We start from the raw sequence: 20,588 nt of genomic DNA, 5'->3' as shown, positions 1-20,588 counted from the left end.
TCCCTGTGGGAGCGGCGTTCCGACGAAGACGATTCAGACTGCGCTGGAGATATCTTTAGGGAGCCGCTGATCAATGACCTGATACAGCGCACTGCTCTCCGGCCAGTTACGCATGAAGCGCGCCCGGTCTCGCGCATACGCCGGGGCGAAGCTGCCGGGTGAAGCGTGCTGGCGCATCGAATCGAGGTCGATCAACGCCCAGCGATCCCGGTCCCAGAACAGGTTGTGGCCCTTGAAATCGCCGTGGCTGATGCGCTCGCGAATCAGTTGCGCAAACAGATGATCCAGCGCCACCAGCTCAGTCTCCGGCGCTTCACCGCTCTCAATGTACGGCGCAAACCGTTCGATGATGTCCGGCCCCGGCAGGTGCTCGGTGACCAAATAAGCCCGACCACGCAACCCAAGAAAACGCTTCTCCAGCAGTGCCAACGGGGTCGGCGTGGCGATCCCGAGGAATGCCAGCCGATTGCCTTCACGCCACGAGTGCCAGGCGCGTGTCGGGCGCCAGAAGCGCGTGAGCCAGTGGGCAAACCCTTTGATGTTGTAGCGTTTGATCACCAGCGCGCGGCCGGCTGCTTCGACCAGGCCGACAGTCGCCGTGCCGCCGGTCTTGTACAGATGCCCCCGATCAAGCAGTCCATCAGCCTGCTCCAGCACCGGCAGCATGGCCGCCTCTTCCTCGCGACGAATCGCGCGCAACCCGAACGCGCCACGCTGCACGCTGAACAACGTGCATTCGCGGCCGACCTTGATCAGAAAGTCCTTGAGGCGCCAGCTGCGCACCTTGTCGATTTGCTTCTGCAACGCCTCCATCGGCAAGGCATGCTCGCCATTGCTCAACAGGTAATACACCAGCAATTCTTCGGTGAAAGGCTCCAGCGACTTGGGCAACTGGGCGAAAAACACGCCGAGATTTTCCAGGACTTTCTGCCGCGACAGCGGCTTGCCCGGGGTTTCCGCGCAGATTCCGGCACCGTCGATTAAATACAGCCGACCGCGCTGACGCAGCAAGTTATCGAGGTGCAAGTCTTCCTGCCACAGCCCCTTGCGATGCATCTGGCCGATGGCGCCCAACGCCTCGGCCAGAACGGCCCCTTGCCCATCGGAGAGCACCGGCAAATGCTCGACCTGCTTCCAGGTGTCACCGAGGCTCTCGGCGCCCTCGAGAAAATCGAACAGCAGCCAACCACCCTCGCCCTCTTTCAGGCCATCGGCAAGCAGCTGTGGCGTGGTCAGCCCTTGGGAAGCGAGCAGACGCACACCGTCCAACTCCCGCTGAAAATGCCGCGCCGCCTTGTTGCCGACCAATAATTTGGCCAGCACCGGCCGGCCACGCCAGACGCCGGCACCGACATAACGCTGACCCGGCAACACCCGCAACAGGCTCAGCAACTGCAATTGAGCAGGTCCGGCGGCGTCCGCCAGCGATACGCTCAGCGGCAAGCCCGGGTTGCGACCCGCGCTTTTAAGTTCGGACAAACGCATCAGCTCGCCCTCTTGTAACTGCGTCGCGCGGTCAAACGCGTCAGCCAGCTGTCGACCAGCGAACTGTCCCGCGCCTGATCAAGATAGGTCGCCAACAACTCGCGCAACTGCGCCTCGCTCCACTGGGGTGCGCGGCGGGTCAAGGGTTCCAGATCCTTGACCCGGTCACGCCGACCGAACAGCAGCGGCCGGGTTTTTTCCAGGTCGATCAGTTGAGCGGCGTAACCGTCGCCGGTGGCCTGCAGGAAAATGTGTTTGGGGTAGAAACATCCGTGCACCTGACGTGCGCCGTGCAGACGCCGAGCCAGTTGCCCGCACGCCTGCAAAATGGCCGAGTGCTGCGCCGGGCTCAGGTCTGACCAGCGCTTTAACAGCGAATCCAGGTCGTCCCAGCCGTCCAGCGCGCGGGTCAGCAGAATCGCCCGCACTTCGCCATCGACCTTGCGCTCACCGAAGAACGCCGCCTTCAGCGCCGGAACACCAAGCTTTTCATAACGGCTGATGTTGCGAAATTCCCGGGCGAAACTGGGCTCGCCAAAGGGTGCATGCAAGGTGTGCATCTGATAGTTGCTTTGGCGCTTGAGGTAAAAACCGTGACCTTCGAGATCCAGCCGAAACACACTGCTCCAGCCGCCGCGCGCAGTGTTGGGTTCATCCACCGCCTCGAGCTGCCGGGCCCAGAGTGCATCGAAGTTGCCGAGACCGTGACGCTCCAGTAGCGCACGGTCGTCAGCGGCCAGAAAATCAGTCATTCGCGTCCCTCGAAGAATCTCACCACGTGCCGAATCCGTTTTTTATCGGCGGCATTGAGCCGGGTCCGTTGGCGGTATTGCAGGTAAAAGCGCAGGCGCTGGGTGGCCGACAAGTGATATTTGGCCACTTTGTCCAGGCACGCCAGGTCTTTGGTGATGCGATATTTGAGCCAGAAGCCGCGCCAGAAATCACCGTTAGGGCAATCGATCAGGAACAGTTGCGCCTGATCGTCGATCAACAGATTGCGCCATTTCAAATCGTTATGGGTGAAGCGGTGGTCGTGCATGGTCCGGGTAAAACCGGCCAACTGTTGACTGACGTGATCGACCCAGGCGCGATCCGTCAGTTTCGGGTCTCGCCGCTCAGCCAAGGCATTCAAGTCTTCGGTATTGGGCAGCTCACGGGTGATCAGCGCACCGCGATCATAGGTCGCGCCACGCCGCTCCAGACCCCAGGCCACCACCTCAGCGGTGGGAATGCCCCACTTGGCAAAACGCTTGAGGTTCTGCCACTCGGCTTTTACCCGGGGTTTGCCCAGGTAGCGGCGCAGGCCTTTACCCGCGCCGACGTAGCGCTTGACGTAATAGTTGACGCCTTTGCGCTGAACCCGGACGACTTCGGACAACGGGTCACGGGTCAACTGCTCGCCTTGAAGGGCAAACACCGCTTCGAGGCTGCCGAAATCCTCAGCCAGATCGCTGTAGGCAGGTTCCAGTGTCCAACCAGACATTAGAGCGCATCCCCGTATCGCTGTTTTCGTTCGTAGAGTTTGCCGGCCTTGCCTTCGAGCCAGGCAAGCAAACCGGCTTCTTCGCCGAGGACCTGGCGCAGGGGGCGCTGGAAATAACCCTTGAGGAATCGCAGTTTGTCACGCCGGGTCAGGCCGATGTCCAGCGCCGAAAAGTACAGGGCCGCCAGATCCTTGTTGCGCCAGCGCTGGGTGATCGTCGGGCGGGTCTGGGCGCGGTGCAGGTCGATGACCGAGAGCTTGAAATCGTCCGCCGTCACCGGTTTGTCGGTGTGCAGGAGGAAGTGGCAAATGTAGCAGTCGCGGTGATTGACCCCGGCGCGGTGCATCATGCCAGTCATGCGCGCGACTTCGGCGATCAGGGCACGCTTGAGTGTTGGCTCCGGCGGGTTCTTGACCCAGTCGATACTGAAGTCTTCGAGACTGACGGTCGGCGCCAGCTCTTCGGTGACGATGAACGAGTGCTGGTCCGCCGGATTGCTGCCCTTCTCGCCGTAGGCAACAGCGGTCATGGTCGGAACGCCGACTTCGTGCAGACGTTGTATGGCCTTCCACTCCTGCCCGGCGCCCAGCACCGGCAACTTGGCGGTCAGCAGGTTTTTGAAGATTTCACTCCAGCCGATGCCACGGTGAATCTTGACGAAATAACCGTGGCCATTCACTTCGGTACGCAAGGTGCGGCGCGCTTCCAGCTCCCGGTAAACCTCGCCCTCAAGTCTTTCGACTTCGGCGAACGCATCGCGCCCGGCCCAAAGGCTCTTGAACGGTTCATCCAGAATCAATTTCATTGAGCGTGCTCCGCCAGAATCACATCGGCCGCGTGCTGCGGCATGCTGTAGAGGTCGGCCCTCTCGGCGAAGGCCAGACCGTTGCGGCTCCATGCCGTGCGTGCGTTTGCGTCGTTCAACATGCCGGTCAGGTATTGCGTCAGCTGCGCCTGATCGAAGGGCTCATCCAGCACCAGGCCGGCGTCGGCCTCGGAGATGTAATGGGCGTAACCACAAACCGCGCTCACCAGTACCGGCAATCCGGCCACCAAGGCTTCGAGCAACACCGTGCCGGTGTTTTCGTTATACGCCGGATGGATAAGCAAATCGGCACCCAACAGAAAACGCGGAATGTCGCTGCGGCCCTTGAGGAACGTCACGTTGTCGCCGAGCCCCAGTGCGGCGCTCTGCACCTGGAATAATTTGGGGTCGTCCTGGCCAATTACAAACAATCGCGTGCGCGGCTTTAGTTCAGGGTGTAACCCGGCCAGCGCCTTCAGGCTGCGATCCACGCCTTTGGTCTTGAACCCGGAGCCGATCTGCACCAGCAACAGGTCATCGTCCTTGAGGTTGAATTCACGACGGAATTCAGCACGAATCTCGCCAGCATTGGCGGGCGCGCGACGGTCCTGAGAGATGCCCGGCGGCAGCAAATGGAAGCGTTCCAGCGGCGTGTCGTAATGCTTGATGAACAGCGGCTGCTGGACCTCGGAAATCATCAGGATTTCCGTCTTGGCGTCCTTGGCGAACACTGCGCGCTCGTACTCGGCGAAGTGCCGGTAGCGGCCCCAGCGACGGTACAGCGAGTTGCGCAGGTTCTGCGCTTTGTCTTCGAAGCAGCCATCGGCGGCGTAATACACATCCAGGCCGGGCATTTTGTTGAAGCCGATCAGACGGTCAACCGGACGCTTGGCCAGATCGGCCTCCATCCATTCGCTGAGTTTCTCGTTGCGCCGATGGTTGAAGAACGCCTTGACCGGCGCGACCAGCACTTCGAAACCCGGTGGAATGTCGCCTTCCCAGATCAGCGTGTAGACACGAATCTGATGGCCGCGCTGCTGACACTCCAGGGCGATGCGCATGAAATCGCGCTGCAAGCCGCCGAACGGAAAGTATTTGTACAGGACGAATGCCAATTGCATCAGCGCAGCTCCTCAGCCAGTAACAACGTGCTCAGTCGGGTCGCGACACGCTCGGGATTCAGACGCGTGAAGCACAGCGGCCACTCGCGTTTCAGGTCGAACCGGCGGGCATCATCGGCCGTCGGTTGATAAGTGCATTTCTTTTGCAGGCACGGGGCGCAGGGGAAATCGCTGGCGATGTGAATCTGCGCCTTGCCATACGCGCCGGTCAGGCCCGGATTGGTCGGGCCGAACAGTGACAGGGTCGGCACGTCGAGGGCGGCGGCGAGGTGCCCGAGCCCGGTGTCCACCGCCACGCACGCTTGCGCACCGGCGAGCACTTTGCCAACACCCGCCAGGTTAAGTTTCGGCAGCACTTCAACGTGACGCATGTCCTTGGCGATGCGTTCGGCCCGCGCCTTTTCGGCCGGATTGCCCCACGCCAGTTTGACGCCGACACCCAGATAGCCGACGCGCTCGGCCAGCTCGCGCCAATAGGCTTCCGGCCAGTGTTTGGTGTCCCACGTGGTGCCGTGCAGGAACAGCACGTAAGGGTTCTTGCGCGGCAGCTCCACCAGACGTTCGACGTTCAGGCCGTAGTCGCCCAGGCCCTTGGGCAAGTCGTAGCCCAGCGCGATCGCGAACAACTGACGTACTCGCTCCACCGCGTGTTGACCACGGGCAACCGCCAGACGCCGATCATAAAAACGCGCAGCGATCGGCTCCCGCGCCGAACCTTTATCGAGGCCGGCGACCGGTGCTTTGACATAACGGGTGAGCAGCGCGCTTTTAAGCAGGCCCTGGGCGTCAATCACCAGATCATATTTCGTGGCGCGAACGCTTTGTTTAAAGCGCTTCCACTCGCCACTCTTGATGGTCTGCCAGATGTTCTTGCGCCAGCGCCGGATCGCGACCGGAATCACCTTGCCCACGGCCGGGTGCCAGGTCGGAATCTCGGCGAAGCCTTCTTCCACCACCCAGTCGAACGTGATGCCGGGGATCGCCCGCGCCGCGTCGGTCAACGCCGGCAACGCATGGATCACGTCGCCCAGCGAAGATGTCTTGATCAGCAGTACCCGCAAACTATTGGACCTCGACCGCAGTGCCTTGCAACCGCTGCAAGGCTTCATTCACCGCTTGCGGCATGAGCTGGCGCAGGCAGTTGTAGTGACCGAAACGGCAAGTGCGATCAAAGCACGGGCTGCATTCGATGCCCAGGCGCACGATTTCGACGTGCTCGGCCAAAGGCGGGGTGAAGCCCGGCGATGTCGAGCCGTACACCGCCACCAGCGGGCGGTTCAGCGCCGCCGCGACGTGCATCAGCCCGGAATCGTTGGACACCACCGCGTCAGCGCAGGACAGCAGATCGATGGCCTCGGCCAGGGACGTGTCGCCACTGAGGTTCACCGATTCTTCACGCAGACCCGGAATCAGGCGCGCGCGGATGTCTTCGCCCACCGCGTGATCGTTTTTCGAACCGAACAGCCAGACTTGCCAGCCTTCGCGGATTTTCGCTTCGGCGACCTTGGCGTAATGCTCGGACGGCCAGCGCTTGGATTCGCCGAACTCGGCACCGGGGCACAGCGCCAATACCGGGCGGTCCAGGGTCAGGCCGAACTTGGCCAGAGCCGCTTCGCGGGTGACCGGATCGATCTGCAAGATTGGGCGCGGATAAGGTTTGGGCAGTTCAAGGCCGGGTTCGAAAGCCAGCGCCATGAAGCGCTCGATCATCAGCGGGTAACGTTCCTTGTCCAGCGTGCGCACGTCATTCAACAGGCCGTAGCGAAATTCGCCACGCCAGCCGGTGCGTTTGGGGATGCCGGCGAAGAACGGCACCAATGCCGACTTCAAGGAATTGGGCAACAGGATCGCCTGGTCGTACTGCCCGGCCAGGGATTTGCCGATGCGCCGACGCGTTGCCAGCTCGAGGGCACCGTGGCCGAGCGGAAAGCTCAAGGCCTGACGCACTTCGGGCATGCGCTCAAGAATCGGCCGGCTCCACTCGGGGGCCAGCACGTCGATTTCGCATTGCGGGTGGCGTTGTTTCAGGCACTGAAACAGTGTCTGTGCCATCACCATGTCACCGACCCAACTGGGCCCAACGATCAGAATTTTCATGTGGTTTCCAAAAACGAACCGGGGAGGCATACGCCTCCCCTTCTACATATCACTGCAGATCAACTGTAGGAGCTAGCTTGCTCGCGATGGTCGTTAACGATAACGCGACAAGTCTGGCACCCTGCGGCGCTTTCAATTTCATCGCGAGCAAGCTCGCTCCTGCAGGGGAAATTGGCGTATCAACTACCCCCGTTCAGCTTAGTCCCAGCTCACCCCATATCCGCAATACCTGCCGTCGCTCGTCTGCAAACTGGTCGCCCGGTATCACCCCCGGGTCCTTTTGCAAGGCCTGCCGGTGGGCGGCGGAGCGGTAGGCTTTATAGGCCTCGCGCAACAGGCTGGCGTCTTCGGCGGGCATCAACCCTTCGTGTTCCAGCTCTTCCAGAATGCGGATATTGTCGGTCCAGCGCAGCAATGGCGGGTGTGTTTCGGACCACGCCAGGGCCGCGTATTGCACCATAAATTCAATATCGACGATACCTCCGGCGTCCTGCTTGAGATCGAACGGCGCCGTGGCCTCGAAGGCATTTGCCCCGGTACCGGCCGCGGTGCTCTTGCTGCCGAGGTTATCGCGCATCTTCGCGCGCATCTCGCTGACCTCCTGACGCAAGGTCGGCAGGTCCCGGGCCTTGCCCAATATCGCCGCGCGAACCTTCTCGAACGCCTGGCCAACATCGCGGCTGCCCACCAGCACCCGCGCCCGCACCAGCGCCTGATGTTCCCAGGTCCAGGCTTCGTTTTCCTGATAACGGGCAAACGCCCCCAGCGAACTCACCAGCAAACCCGACGCGCCGGACGGACGCAGGCGCATGTCCACTTCATACAGCTGCCCCGAGTTGGTCTGCGCCGTGAGCAAGTGGATGATCCGCTGCCCAAGCCGGGTGAAGAACTGCGCGCCGTCGATGGGTTTCGGGCCGTCGGTTTCCGCCTGCGGATCGCCGTCGTGGATGAACACCAGGTCCAGGTCTGAACCATGCCCCAGTTCCAGCCCGCCGACTTTCCCGTAACCGACAATGATGAAGCCCGGATCGCACAACGTGCCGTCATTGCGCAGCGGCGTGCCGTATTTGGCCACGGTCTGGCGCCAGGCCAGTGCCAGCACCTGTTCGAGAATCGCTTCGGCGAGCCAGGTCAGGTAATCGCTGACCTTCATCAACGGCAGATTGCCGGCGATTTCCGACGCGGCCACGCGCAGGCGGTGCGCCAGTTTGAAATGGCGCAGGGCTTCCATTTGCTGTTCGAGGTCGTCTTCGGGAATCCGTGTCAGGCGCTCGCGCAACTCGGCGGCCAGTTCTGGCGCCAAGGGCGGCTTGAACAGGCGGCCTTCATTGAGCAATTCGTCAAGCAGCAGCGGGAAGCGGGTGATCTGCTCGGCGATCCACGGGCTCGCCGCGCACAGGGTCAGCAAGCGTCGCAGCGCGCCGGGATTTTCCGTCAGCAACACCAGATACGCGGAACGCCGCGCCACCGCCTCCACCAGCGGCAGCACGCGCTCCAATACCAGGTCCGGATTGGCGTGCTCCACCGCCTGCGCCAGCAAGCGTGGAATAAAGGCATCCAGACGCTCGCGCCCCAACCGCTGCATCGCCCGCAGTTGCGGGCTGGCGCGCAGGCCGGCCAAGGCTTTCAGAGCTTTGGTGGCATCGGCGAAACCACCCTCTTCCAACTGGCGACACGCGGCCTCTTCATCCTGTGCTTCTTCCCACAGCGGCAACCATTCACCGCCCACCACCACTTCGCTCTCGGTGCCTTCTTCTTCGTCAGGGTCGGCGATCACCTGGCCAAAATGCCAGGCCACTCGCCCGCGCCAGTACATAAGCTGCTCATGAAAGGCGTCCCAATCGGCGAAGCCCAGCATAAAGGCAATGCGCGCCTGATCTTGCGCTCCGTCCGGCAGCATCTGCGTCTGGCGATCGGCAATCGCCTGAATTGCGTGCTCGGTGTAGCGCAGGAATTCGTAGCCTTCGCGCAGCTCGCTGATCACCGCCGGCGGCAGATAACCCTGACCTTCGAGCGTGCTCAGGACTTTAAGGAGAGGCCGTTGCTGCAGGCTCAGGTCGCGACCGCCGTGGATCAGCTGGAAGGCCTGGGCGATGAATTCGACTTCGCGGATACCGCCGGAGCCGAGCTTGATGTTGTCGGCCATGCCCTTGCGCCGCACTTCCTGCTGGATCAACTGCTTCATGGTGCGCAGCGCTTCGATGGCCGAGAAGTCCAGATAACGCCGGTAAACGAACGGGCGCAGCAAGTCTTGCAACTGCGCGCCTGCCACTTGATCGCCGGCCACCACCCGCGACTTGATCATCGCGTAGCGTTCCCAGTCGCGACCCTGGTCCTGGTAATACTGCTCCAGCGCGTTGAAGCTCAGTACCAGGGCGCCGGCCGAGCCGTAAGGGCGCAGACGCATGTCGACGCGGAACACAAATCCATCGACCGTCATCGGGTCCAGCGCCTTGATCAGGCGCTGGCCGAGCCGGATAAAGAATTCCTGGTTATCCAGCGAGCGCTTCACGCCGACGGTTTCGCCGCCCTCGGGGTAAGCAAAAATCAGGTCGATGTCCGACGACAGATTCAACTCGACCGCGCCGAGCTTGCCCATGCCGAGGATGACCATCTGCTGCGGCTCGCCGCTGCGTCGGCCGGTGGGCACGCCGTATTGCTGGCAGTGGCGCGTGTACAACCACTGATAGGCCTGATCGATACTCGCATCGGCCATGTCCGAGAGGTCGCGGCACGTCTGGACCAGATCAGCCTGACGGGTCAGGTCCCGCCAGATGATCCGCACTTGCTGACGGGTGCGCTGACGGCGCAGGGCACGACCGAGCTCGTCTTCGGTTTCGGCCGCATTCACCGCTGCCGCGATCTGCCCGCACAACTCGCCGGGGGCCAAACCGCGATCGAGTTCGCCGGACTGCACCAGCGACAGCAACATCAAAGGGTCGCGCACACTCTGTTCAATGACAAAGTCGCTGGCGGCAGTGACGCGGGCGAATTGCGCCCAGCGATCAGGCGTCCACGCCGACAGCCCGTGATCCTCATCCAGCACCTCGACGGCCGCACGGAACGACTGCTCGGCACGGGTGACAAACGGCAGAAGAATGCCGGGCAGTTCGACAAGCGAAGGGAGGCTCATGGTCTATCCTTGATCGGCGTGTAGAGGGCTGCATGTAGTGAATTTTCAAAACGCACTACGTGATCGACTGTCGAACAAAGGTTAGAAATAGCTGAAATTTCTTCATTTTTGGCAGACAGCATCAAGCTTTCACCTTTTTCGGTTGGCAAAAGACCAACCTTAACGATTATTCTCACAACGCAGCCGGAGGCCACAAGCCGCTCATCTGTAGTTTTACTACTCGTATATACATTCGGATAGCTGAAATGCCGGATGATTTGTAGTAAAACTACACGCCGCCGGAACCTACCACTCGGCAATCCAAGAATTTATATCGTCTGCCCACAAGGCCAGTCGCAAACTCAGGCAACCGATTCTGGAAGCCTTTCCGCCCTGGAGCAAGCCATGCAAGACCTCGATCCCGTCGAAACCCAGGAATGGCTGGACGCCCTGGAATCGGTTCTCGACAAAGAAGGCGAAGACCGCGCTCACTATCTGATGACCCGTATGGGCGAACTCGCAACCCGCAGCGGTTCGCAATTGCCTTACGCCATCACCACGCCATACCGCAACACCATTCCCGTGACCCACGAAGCACGCATGCCTGGCGACCTGTTCATGGAACGCCGCATTCGCTCGCTGGTTCGCTGGAACGCGATGGCCATGGTGATGCGTACGAACCTGAAAGACTCTGACCTGGGCGGTCACATCTCCAGCTTCGCCTCCAGCGCAACCTTGTACGACATCGGCTTCAACTATTTCTTCCAGGCCCCGACCGACGAACACGGCGGCGACCTGATCTACTTCCAGGGTCACACCTCGCCAGGCGTTTACGCCCGTGCGTTCATGGAAGGCCGTATCACCGAAGACCAGATGAACAACTTCCGCCAGGAAGTCGACGGCCAGGGCCTGTCGTCCTATCCGCACCCTTGGCTGATGCCTGATTTCTGGCAGTTCCCGACTGTTTCCATGGGTCTGGGCCCGATCCAGGCGATCTACCAGGCGCGTTTCATGAAGTACCTGGAAGCCCGTGGTTTCATTCCGGAAGGCAAGCAAAAAGTCTGGTGCTTCCTGGGCGACGGCGAGTGCGACGAGCCGGAATCCCTGGGCGCGATCTCGCTGGCTGGCCGCGAGAAGCTCGACAACCTGATCTTCGTCATCAACTGCAACCTGCAGCGCCTCGACGGCCCGGTTCGCGGCAACGGCAAGATCATCCAGGAACTCGAAGGCGTGTTCCGCGGTGCTCAGTGGAACGTGACCAAAGTCATCTGGGGCCGTTTCTGGGACCCGCTGCTGGCCAAAGACGTCGACGGTATCCTGCAACGTCGCATGGACGAAGTCATCGACGGCGAGTACCAGAACTACAAAGCCAAAGACGGCGCGTTCGTGCGTGAACACTTCTTCAACTCGCCAGAACTCAAGGCGATGGTTGCTGATCTGTCCGACGACGAGATCTGGAAACTCAACCGTGGCGGCCACGACCCGTACAAGGTCTACGCGGCGTACCACGAAGCGGTCAACCACAAAGAACAACCGACCGTTATCCTGGCCAAGACCATCAAAGGTTATGGCACCGGTGCCGGCGAAGCGAAAAACACTGCGCACAACACCAAGAAAGTCGATGTCGACAGCCTGAAGTTGTTCCGCGACCGCTTCGACATTCCGGTCAAGGACGAAGAACTGGAAAACCTGCCGTTCTTCAAACCAGAGCCAAACAGCGCCGAAGCCCGCTACCTCAGCGAGCGCCGCACTGCACTGGGCGGTTTCGTGCCCCAGCGTCGCGCCAAGAGCTTCGACATCCCGACGCCGCCACTCGATACCCTCAAGGCTATCCTGGATGGCTCGGGCGACCGTGAAATCTCCACCACCATGGCCTTCGTGCGGATCCTCGCGCAACTGGTCAAGGACAAGGAAATCGGCTCGCGCATCGTACCGATCATCCCGGACGAAGCCCGTACCTTCGGTATGGAAGGCATGTTCCGTCAGTTGGGCATCTACTCCTCCGTCGGCCAGCTCTACGAGCCAGTCGATAAAGACCAGGTGATGTTCTACAAGGAAGACAAAAAGGGCCAGATCCTCGAAGAAGGCATCAACGAAGCGGGCGCCATGAGCTCCTTCATCGCTGCCGGTACTTCGTACTCCAGCCACAACCAGCCAATGCTGCCGTTCTACATTTTCTACTCGATGTTCGGCTTCCAGCGTATCGGCGACCTTGCCTGGGCCGCTGGCGACAGCCGCACCCGTGGCTTCCTGATCGGCGGCACCGCCGGCCGGACCACGCTGAACGGCGAAGGCCTGCAACACGAAGACGGTCACAGCCACATCCTGGCTGGCACCATCCCGAACTGCCGCACCTTTGATCCAACCTACGGCTACGAGCTGGCGGTGATCATTCAGGACGGCATGAAGAAGATGACCGAAGAGCAGCAGGACGTTTTCTACTACATCACCGTGATGAACGAGTCCTACCAGCAACCAGCCATGCCGGCCGGTGTCGAGGAAGGCATCATCAAGGGCATGTACCTGCTCGAAGAAGACACCCGCGAAGCGGCGCACCACGTTCAGCTGATGGGCTCCGGCACCATCCTGCGTGAAGTCCGTGAAGCGGCGAAGATCCTGCGCGAACAGTTCAATGTCGGTGCTGACGTATGGAGCGTTACCAGCTTCAACGAACTGCGTCGCGATGGCCTGGCCGTAGAACGCACCAACCGTCTGCACCCGGGCCAGAAGCCTAAACTGAGTTATGTGGAAGAGTGCCTGAACGGCCGTCAAGGTCCGGTGATCGCCTCTACCGACTACATGAAGCTGTTCGCCGAGCAAATTCGTCAGTGGGTACCGTCCAAGGAATTCAAAGTCCTGGGCACCGACGGTTTCGGTCGCAGCGACAGCCGCAAGAAACTGCGTCATTTCTTCGAAGTTGACCGTCATTTCGTGGTGTTGGCAGCCCTGGAAGCTCTGGCTGACCGTGGCGACATCGAACCCAAGGTGGTGGCTGAAGCCATCGTCAAGTTCGGCATCGACCCGGAAAAACGCAACCCACTGGACTGCTGAGGAGACACTCTGTGAGCGAACTCATTCGCGTACCTGACATCGGCAGCGGTGAAGGTGAAGTAATTGAACTGTTTGTGAAGGTCGGCGACCGTGTCGAAGCCGACCAGAGCATTCTGACGCTTGAGTCGGACAAGGCGAGCATGGAAATTCCTGCGCCCAAGGCCGGCATCGTCAAAAGCATCAAAGTGAAACTGGGTGATCGCCTGAAAGAAGGCGACGAGCTGCTCGAGCTGGAAGTCGAAGGTGCCGCAGCTGCGGCCCCTGCGGCTGCCGCTGCGCCGGCTGCAAAAGCCGAAGAGAAACCGGCTGCTGCTCCAGCGCCGGCCGCTCCTGCGGCTGCGCCGGCTGCTGCTTCGGCGCAGGAAGTGCACGTGCCGGATATCGGTTCGGCAGGCAAGGCCCAGATCATCGAGATTCAGGTCAAGGTCGGCGACACCGTCGAGGCTGATCAGTCGCTGATCACCCTGGAATCCGACAAGGCGAGCATGGAAATTCCATCGCCTGCCGCAGGCGTGGTCGAAAGCATCAGCGTCAAGCTCAACGACGAAGTCGGTACTGGCGACCTGATTCTGGTGCTGAAAGTAGCGGGTGCTGCGGCCCCTGCTGCCGCCGCGCCCGCTCAGGCTGCTGCGCCTGCCGCCGCTGCTCCGGCTCCGGCCGCTGCAGCCCCGGCCGCTCCGGTTGCCGACAGCGTTCAGGACATTCATGTCCCGGACATCGGTTCGTCGGGCAAGGCCAAGATCATCGAAGTGCTGGTCAAGGCTGGCGATACCGTCACTGCCGACCAGTCGCTGATCACCCTGGAATCCGACAAGGCCAGCATGGAAATTCCATCGCCAGCCGCTGGCGTGGTGGAAAGCGTTTCCATCAAGCTCGATGACGAAGTCGGTACCGGCGACCTGATTCTCAAGCTGAAAGTCAAAGGCGTTGCACCTGCTGCGGCTCCGGCTCCAGCGGCGGCAGCACCGAGCGCTCCTGCGCCAGCCGCGGCGACACCTGCTGCTTCGGCACCGGCGGCTCCGGCCGCTGCACCCGCCAAGTCTGGCGCCAAGGTTCACGCAGGCCCGGCGGTACGCCAACTGGCCCGCGAATTCGGCGTCGAGCTGAACGCGGTCAGCCCAAGCGGCCCGCACGGTCGTGTGCTCAAGGAAGACGTGCAGGTTTACGTCAAAGCCATGATGCAGAAGGCCAAGGAAGCACCGGCCGCTGCTGGCGGTGCAACCGGCGGCGCGGGCATCCCGCCGATTCCGGTTGTAGACTTCAGCCGCTTCGGCGAAACCGAAGAAGTGCCGATGACTCGCCTGATGCAAATCGGCGCGTCGAGCCTGCACCGCAGTTGGCTGAACATCCCGCACGTGACTCAGTTCGATTCGGCTGATATCACTGAGCTGGAAGCGTTCCGCATCGCTCAGAAAGCCGTTGCAGAGAAGGCTGGCGTCAAGCTGACCATCCTGCCGCTGCTGCTCAAATCCTGCGCGCACCTGCTCAAGGAACTGCCGGACTTCAACAGTTCGCTGGCACCAAGCGGCAAAGCGATCATCCGCAAGAAGTACGTGAACATCGGCTTTGCAGTGGACACGCCTGAAGGCCTGCTGGTCCCGGTCATCAAGAACGTCGACCAGAAGAGCCTGCTGCAACTTGCGGCTGAAGCGGCTGCGCTGGCTGCCAAAGCCCGCGACAAGAAGCTCACCGCTGACGACATGCAAGGCGCCTGCTTCACCATTTCCAGCCTCGGCCACATTGGCGGCACCGGCTTCACGCCGATCGTCAACGCGCCGGAAGTGGCGATCCTCGGTGTTTCCAAGGCAACCATCCAGCCAGTCTGGGACGGCAAAGCCTTCCAGCCGAAACTGATGCTGCCGCTGTCGCTGTCCTACGATCACCGTGTGATCAACGGCGCCGCTGCTGCACGCTTCACCAAGCGTCTGAGCGATCTGCTGGCGGACATCCGCACCATTCTGCTGTAACACCGGCTGGCCCTCCTTCATCGGAGGGCCTGTCGAGTTCAACGATTTCCGAGCGCCACGCTCGTACCTCAACCCCGCCCATTTGGCGGGGCTTTTTTTGTCCGATTAAAACCAGCTTCCTACATTTGTGGCAGACATCGCCCACAAGTTGAATCCATTTCGGCTCGATATTTTATAGTGCCCAATAACTAAGCTCACTGACAGGACCCTAAAAACAACCATTGAATAATTAATCATGAAATTTCAATTTAATATCGAATGGATTCGATCATGCTGAAACCAACAGTCGGCCCTATTATTGGCCACACCACAACTAACCACGCGCGCATTTTTTTACGGGGACTTAAACAGAACAACGCCCTGGTATTTGCGGGCATTCGCTACCGACGCAGTAGCGAAGTACGTTGGTCAAAAGGTGTCTTTGCGCAACTGACATCGGCTCGTGACATGTCCGACGTTATCCTTTTGAACGACCTCGACGCCGGTACCGAGTACGAATACCAGGCAGGCTGGTTCAGCCCCATGAGCCCGATGCACTCCGTGGAGACGATTCAGGAACTGCCACTGCAATGGCCCCGGGATGTCTATCGTTTCACAACGCAATCGCGTGATAACAGCGCGCCAAGAGCCTACGTCGTCGGCTCGTGCCGCTACCTGCGCATGACCGCGGGCATCCCTTCCCTCCCGCAGTTGGGGGATCGCATCTTCGCCTCGATCATGAATCTGATACAGCGCGCGGAACCGCCAGTCAGTGCGTTGTTGATGACCGGCGACCAGGTATATATCGATGACTTGAACATCATCGCGCCCGACCGGGATTACCAGCAAATACTCAAAAAATATCGCACGGCTTTTTCCCAGCCTCATATTGGAAAGTTGATGTCCAGCGTGCCCACTTACATGATCCTTGACGACCATGAAATCGAAGACAACTGGCCCACCAACAAACACCAGAACGACGATTTTTTATATAACAATGCAATCGCCGCTTATGAGTTATATCAAGCCAGTCACAGCCCGGCTCATGCGTTCTTGAGGACGGATCAATCAACCGGCGTCTGGACCGTTATTGGTATCAATTCGCGGACGGGGAGGTTGAATGGTTTGTTACCGACAGCCGGACCCGACGCAATCTGGCAGCCGGCGACCGGCGCATCCTCGACGAAGAACAGGAAAAGGCCTTGTGTAGCTGGCTGATCCACAGTCCGGCCCGGGTGAAATTCGTGGTCACCAGTGTCATGTTCTACCCCGACCGCAAACGCCTGGGTGATGACGCCTGGAAAGCCTTTCCGGAACAACGCCTACGGCTGCTGGAGACCATTCGTACACAGCGCATCAAGAACGTGTTCTTCGTGTCTGGCGATGTGCACGGCTCCCTGACCAGCCGCCTGACCCACAGCGAAGATCCGGATTTCGAAGTTCACACCATCGTTTCGTCACCGCTGTGCAACAGCAAATTGCTGCCCTATGCCAAAGCGGCAACCTTCATCCTCGATCAGCCACTGGTACAAACGGCCGCCGGGGATTATCGGCATGAATTGACCAGCGAAGTCATCAGCCAGGATAACTTCGCCCGCCTGGTTGTCGATCGGCAGCAGATTCAGGTGAATTACCACGATCGGGAGGGTAAGCCGTTGCATACGACAAACATCGAATTGCGTTAGGCCCAAAAAGATCGTCCGATCGCGGCCCGAGCCTCCGGCAGCTCCTACATGAGACCGCGCTACCCGTAGGAGCTGCCGCAGGCTGCGATCTTTTGGGGTCAAACGACTTACTTTTCGCCCCGCGCTGAAGAAAACTTCGTCCCGGCCGACATATTCTTATAGCACTTGGCCTTCATGTCTCTTGTCAGTCGGTGTTGCAATGATGCAACCTTGCCGAAGGCAACAGTTAAGAGGGCGAAAGCCCGGCGCGATCAGCACATTCGAAGCGAGTTTCCCTCAATGAAAAGCCAACCCGATGCCGCCAGCCGTATGGTGGCCGAGGTAGTGACGCAGTTGCCTGTGCCCTCGCGGCTCGGCATGCTGCGTTTCGAACGGCTGAATGAACCAAGCTGGGCGCTGTTGTTTCTCGATCCCAATTGCGAGCGACAGTTCGGCTTGCCGGCCGTGGAACTCTGCGCCCTGGTCGGCTCCCCCTACGCGAGCCTGATGGAGCCCGAAGCGCGCTATCAACTGCATGACGCCGTGCAGCAGCAACTGACCGCCAGTCCGCATTATCTGATCCGCTACACCCTGCACACCGCCGCCGGCACCCTGAGCCTGCTGGAAATGGGCGAAGCGTACAAACAACACAATCGGCACCTGCTGCGCGGCTATCTGCTGGTGGTTGACGGTCTGTTCGAGGGCGAGGCGCTATTACCGGCGCTGGACCTGGAAACCCAGAACTCGCGCTTGCAGATCGCCCTGGAACTCAATCAGCGCGCTCAGCAGGAACAACTGCAGCACCTGGATCGCGTGCGCGCTCAGCAAGACTTGATTCTGCTGCTGACGCGTCAGCGCTACAGCACCGGCAATTCCCTGCAAGAAGCCGCCGAACTGATCACCCGCAGCGCCTGCGACATCTACGAAATCGACTGCGCCAGCCTGTGGAATCTTGAAGGTTCGATGCTGGTGCCGATCTCGGCGTATCACCGTGAGACTCAGGAATACCTACTGCCGGAGCCCATCGACATCAGCGGCTTCCCCGATTACATGGACGCGCTGCACGGCAGTCGCGCGATCGATGCGCACAATGCGATTCGTGATCCGCGGACCCGGGAAATGGCCGAGAGCCTGCGCCCGCGCGATGTCAACGCGATGCTCGATGCCAGCATCCGCGTCGATGGCCAGGTGGTCGGCGTGCTCTGCCTTGAGCAGACCGGTGCGACCCGCGCCTGGCAGTCCGACGAAATCGCCTTCGCCGGCGAGCTGGCCGACCAGTTCGCCCAGGTCATCAACAACCACAACCGCCGCACAGCCACCAGCGCCCTGCACCTGTTCCAGCGCGCGGTCGAGCAAAGTGCCAACGCCTTTCTGCTGGTCAACTGCGACGGCGTCGTGGAGTACGTCAACCCGAGCTTCACCGCGATCACCCAGTACAGCACCGAAGAAGTCCACGGCCAGCGCCTGTCGGAACTGCCGGCCCTGGAAAACCTCAGCGAACTGCTGTTCGACGCACCCTCGGCGCTGGCCAAGAGCAACAGTTGGCAGGGCGAATTCAAGAGCCGCCGGAAAAACCTCGAACCCTACTGGGGTCAGCTGTCGATCTCCAAGGTCTACGGCGACAATCGCGAGCTGACGCATTACATCGGCATCTACGAAGACATCACCCAGACCAAACTTGCGCAACAGCGCATCGAGCGCCTGGCCTACACCGACAACCTGACCAACCTCGGCAACCGCCCGGCATTCATCCGCAACCTCGATGAACGCTTCGCCCGGGACAGCGATACGCCGGTCAGCCTGTTGCTGGTGGACATCGACAACTTCAAGCGGATCAACGACAGCCTCGGCCATCAGACCGGCGACAAGCTGCTGATCAGCCTGGCCCGACGCCTGCGCAACAGCCTGATCCCGAGCGGCAGCCTGGCGCGTTTCGCCAGTAACGAGTTCGCCGTGCTGTTGGACAACGCCGACCTCGCCACCGGCCAGCAAGTCGCCAATCAGTTGCTGGCGACCCTCGACAAGCCGATGTTCGTCGACAACCAATTGATCAGCGTCACCGGCTCCGTCGGCCTGGCCAGTTCGCCGCTGCACGGTCGCGACCCACAAACCCTGATGCGCAACGCCGGGCTGGCCCTGCACAAGGCCAAGGCCAACGGCAAACACCAGGTCCAAGTGTTCACTGAAGCGCTGAACGCCGAAGCCAGTTACAAACTGTTCGTCGAAAACAACCTGCGCCGCGCCCTGACGCAAAACGAGCTGGACGTGTTCTACCAGCCCAAACTGTGCCTGCGCAGCGGTCGCCTGCTGGGCATGGAAGCGCTGCTGCGCTGGAACCATCCGGAAAAAGGCATGATCCGTCCGGACCAGTTCATCAGCGTCGCCGAAGAAACCGGGCTGATCATTCCGATTGGCAAATGGATCGCCCGCCAGGCCTGCCGCATGAGCAAAGACCTGACCGCCGCTGGCCTGGGCAATTTGCAAGTGGCGATCAACCTGTCACCCAAGCAGTTTTCCGACCCGGACCTGGTGTCGTCGATCGCCAACATCCTCAAGGAAGAAGCGCTTCCGGCGAACTTGCTGGAGCTGGAACTGACCGAAGGCTTGCTGCTGGAAGCCACCGAAGATACGCACTTGCAACTCGACCAGCTCAAGCGCCTGGGCCTGACCCTGGCCATGGACGATTTCGGCACCGGTTACTCGTCGCTGAGTTACTTGAAAAAATTCCCGATCGACATCATCAAGATTGATCGAAGCTTCATTCACGAAATCCCGGACAACCAGGACGACATGGAAATCACCTCCGCGGTGATCGCCATGGCCCACAACCTGAAGCTCAAGGTGGTGGCGGAAGGCATCGAGACCGCCGAGCAACTTGCGTTTTTGAGGCGCCACCGCTGCGACGTCGGCCAGGGATACCTGTTCGACCGACCGATCCCGGGCACCGAGCTGATCGAAAAGCTCAAGCGCTACCCGCGCGGGCCAATCGTCTGAGCACACCCCAATCCCTGTGGGAGCGAGCCTGCTCGCTCCCACAGAGGTAGTGCGTAACTGGACGGCATTGGGCACACTGGCGGTCTGTCTATTTACATTTCTACCCACCTGAGAGGACTGATCATGGTTCTGCGCTCGGAAATTCTGGTGAACAAAAACGTGCTCCCGACTAAAGAACAAGCTCTGCCTGGCCGCGAAACTCCGATGAACCTGCCGGAAAAACACTTTGTCCACGACGCACCGCTGCTGGGCCCATTCGCCATGGACGTGGATTTTGCGATCTTCGGCCTGGGCTGTTTCTGGGGTGCGGAACGCAAGTTCTGGCAGCGCGAAGGCGTGGTCAGCACGGTGGTGGGTTACGCCGGCGGCTACACGCCAAACCCGACGTACGAAGAAGTCTGCTCAGGCCTGACCGGCCACAGCGAAGTGGTTCTGGTGGTCTACGAGCCGGCGAAAGTCAGCTACGAAGCGCTGCTGAAGATGTTCTGGGAACTGCACAACCCGACCCAGGGCATGCGCCAGGGCAATGACATCGGCACGCAATATCGCTCGGTCATCTACGCCACCAACCCGACCCAACTGGACGCGGCCAAGGCCAGCGCGAAAGTGTTCCAGGCTGAGTTGACCAAGGCGGGCAAAGGCACCATCACCACCGAAATCGACGAAGCGCCGACGGTGTACTTTGCCGAGGCGTATCACCAGCAATACCTGGCCAAGAATCCTGAAGGGTATTGCGGGATTGGCGGTACGGGCGTCACCTGCCCGATCTAAACCCGTAAAGCAAAAGATCGCAGCCTTCGGCAGCTCCTACAGGGTTTTGTGTACACCT

Annotated in this window: 12 protein-coding genes and 1 pseudogene; 5 read left to right on the top strand and 8 right to left on the bottom strand. The window is 60.5% G+C overall.

The window, feature by feature from the left end; all coding sequences use genetic code 11:
* Positions 1-33: 33 nt before the first annotated feature.
* From F8N62_RS19575 to glnE, 8 genes are all read right to left on the bottom strand, one after another.
* Positions 34-1,485, bottom strand: coding sequence for a lipopolysaccharide kinase InaA family protein (locus F8N62_RS19575; RefSeq protein WP_150712225.1), 1,452 nt, complete (start codon positions 1,483-1,485; stop codon positions 34-36).
* Entirely contained in the window at positions 1,485-2,237 is a 753-nt protein-coding gene (locus tag F8N62_RS19570) for a lipopolysaccharide kinase InaA family protein (protein WP_150712224.1), read from the bottom strand. Before F8N62_RS19570 ends, F8N62_RS19575 begins: the two co-directional genes overlap by 1 nt.
* Positions 2,234-2,968, bottom strand: a complete 735-nt coding sequence (locus F8N62_RS19565; protein ID WP_150712223.1) for a lipopolysaccharide kinase InaA family protein — start codon at positions 2,966-2,968, stop codon at positions 2,234-2,236. The genes F8N62_RS19570 and F8N62_RS19565 overlap by 4 nt, the downstream gene beginning before the upstream one ends.
* Positions 2,968-3,774 carry a lipopolysaccharide core heptose(I) kinase RfaP gene (rfaP, locus tag F8N62_RS19560; protein ID WP_150712222.1) on the bottom strand — a complete coding sequence of 269 codons (807 nt, stop codon included), beginning with the start codon at positions 3,772-3,774 and terminating at the stop codon, positions 2,968-2,970. The genes F8N62_RS19565 and rfaP overlap by 1 nt, the downstream gene beginning before the upstream one ends.
* Positions 3,771-4,895 (bottom strand): glycosyltransferase family 4 protein, encoded by a 1,125-nt coding sequence (locus F8N62_RS19555; protein WP_150712221.1) that lies wholly within the window; start codon positions 4,893-4,895, stop codon positions 3,771-3,773. Before F8N62_RS19555 ends, rfaP begins: the two co-directional genes overlap by 4 nt.
* Positions 4,895-5,956, bottom strand: a complete 1,062-nt coding sequence (gene waaC, locus F8N62_RS19550) for a lipopolysaccharide heptosyltransferase I (protein ID WP_150712220.1) — start codon at positions 5,954-5,956, stop codon at positions 4,895-4,897. The genes F8N62_RS19555 and waaC overlap by 1 nt, the downstream gene beginning before the upstream one ends.
* Position 5,957: 1 nt before the next feature.
* Positions 5,958-6,992 carry a lipopolysaccharide heptosyltransferase II gene (gene waaF / locus F8N62_RS19545; protein ID WP_150712219.1) on the bottom strand — a complete coding sequence of 345 codons (1,035 nt, stop codon included), beginning with the start codon at positions 6,990-6,992 and terminating at the stop codon, positions 5,958-5,960.
* 193 nt (positions 6,993-7,185) lie between these two features.
* Positions 7,186-10,125, bottom strand: a complete 2,940-nt coding sequence (gene glnE, locus F8N62_RS19540) for a bifunctional [glutamate--ammonia ligase]-adenylyl-L-tyrosine phosphorylase/[glutamate--ammonia-ligase] adenylyltransferase (RefSeq protein ID WP_150712218.1) — start codon at positions 10,123-10,125, stop codon at positions 7,186-7,188.
* 384 nt (positions 10,126-10,509) lie between these two features.
* Here glnE and aceE point away from each other — a divergent pair, with 384 nt between their 5' ends.
* The 5 genes and pseudogenes from aceE to msrA all read left to right on the top strand — a co-directional run bounded on the left by aceE (position 10,510) and on the right by msrA (position 20,530).
* Positions 10,510-13,155, top strand: coding sequence for a pyruvate dehydrogenase (acetyl-transferring), homodimeric type (gene aceE / locus F8N62_RS19535; RefSeq protein WP_150712217.1), 2,646 nt, complete (start codon positions 10,510-10,512; stop codon positions 13,153-13,155).
* 11 nt (positions 13,156-13,166) lie between these two features.
* Positions 13,167-15,122, top strand: a complete 1,956-nt coding sequence (aceF, locus tag F8N62_RS19530) for a dihydrolipoyllysine-residue acetyltransferase (RefSeq protein ID WP_150712216.1) — start codon at positions 13,167-13,169, stop codon at positions 15,120-15,122.
* Between the two features lie 270 nt (positions 15,123-15,392).
* Positions 15,393-16,786 (top strand): annotated as a pseudogene (locus F8N62_RS19525) (alkaline phosphatase D family protein).
* A 279-nt stretch (positions 16,787-17,065) separates the two neighbouring features.
* Positions 17,066-19,759, top strand: a complete 2,694-nt coding sequence (locus tag F8N62_RS19520) for a putative bifunctional diguanylate cyclase/phosphodiesterase (protein ID WP_150712215.1) — start codon at positions 17,066-17,068, stop codon at positions 19,757-19,759.
* Between the two features lie 123 nt (positions 19,760-19,882).
* Positions 19,883-20,530, top strand: a complete 648-nt coding sequence (gene msrA / locus F8N62_RS19515; protein ID WP_150712214.1) for a peptide-methionine (S)-S-oxide reductase MsrA — start codon at positions 19,883-19,885, stop codon at positions 20,528-20,530.
* The last annotated feature ends 58 nt before the right edge of the window (positions 20,531-20,588 follow it).

It is taken from the genome of Pseudomonas fluorescens, from assembly GCF_902497785.1.
Classification (GTDB): domain Bacteria; phylum Pseudomonadota; class Gammaproteobacteria; order Pseudomonadales; family Pseudomonadaceae; genus Aquipseudomonas; species Aquipseudomonas fluorescens_BO.
Note: the sequence above shows the minus strand (reverse complement) of the source record. Positions and strands in the feature narration are given on the sequence as shown.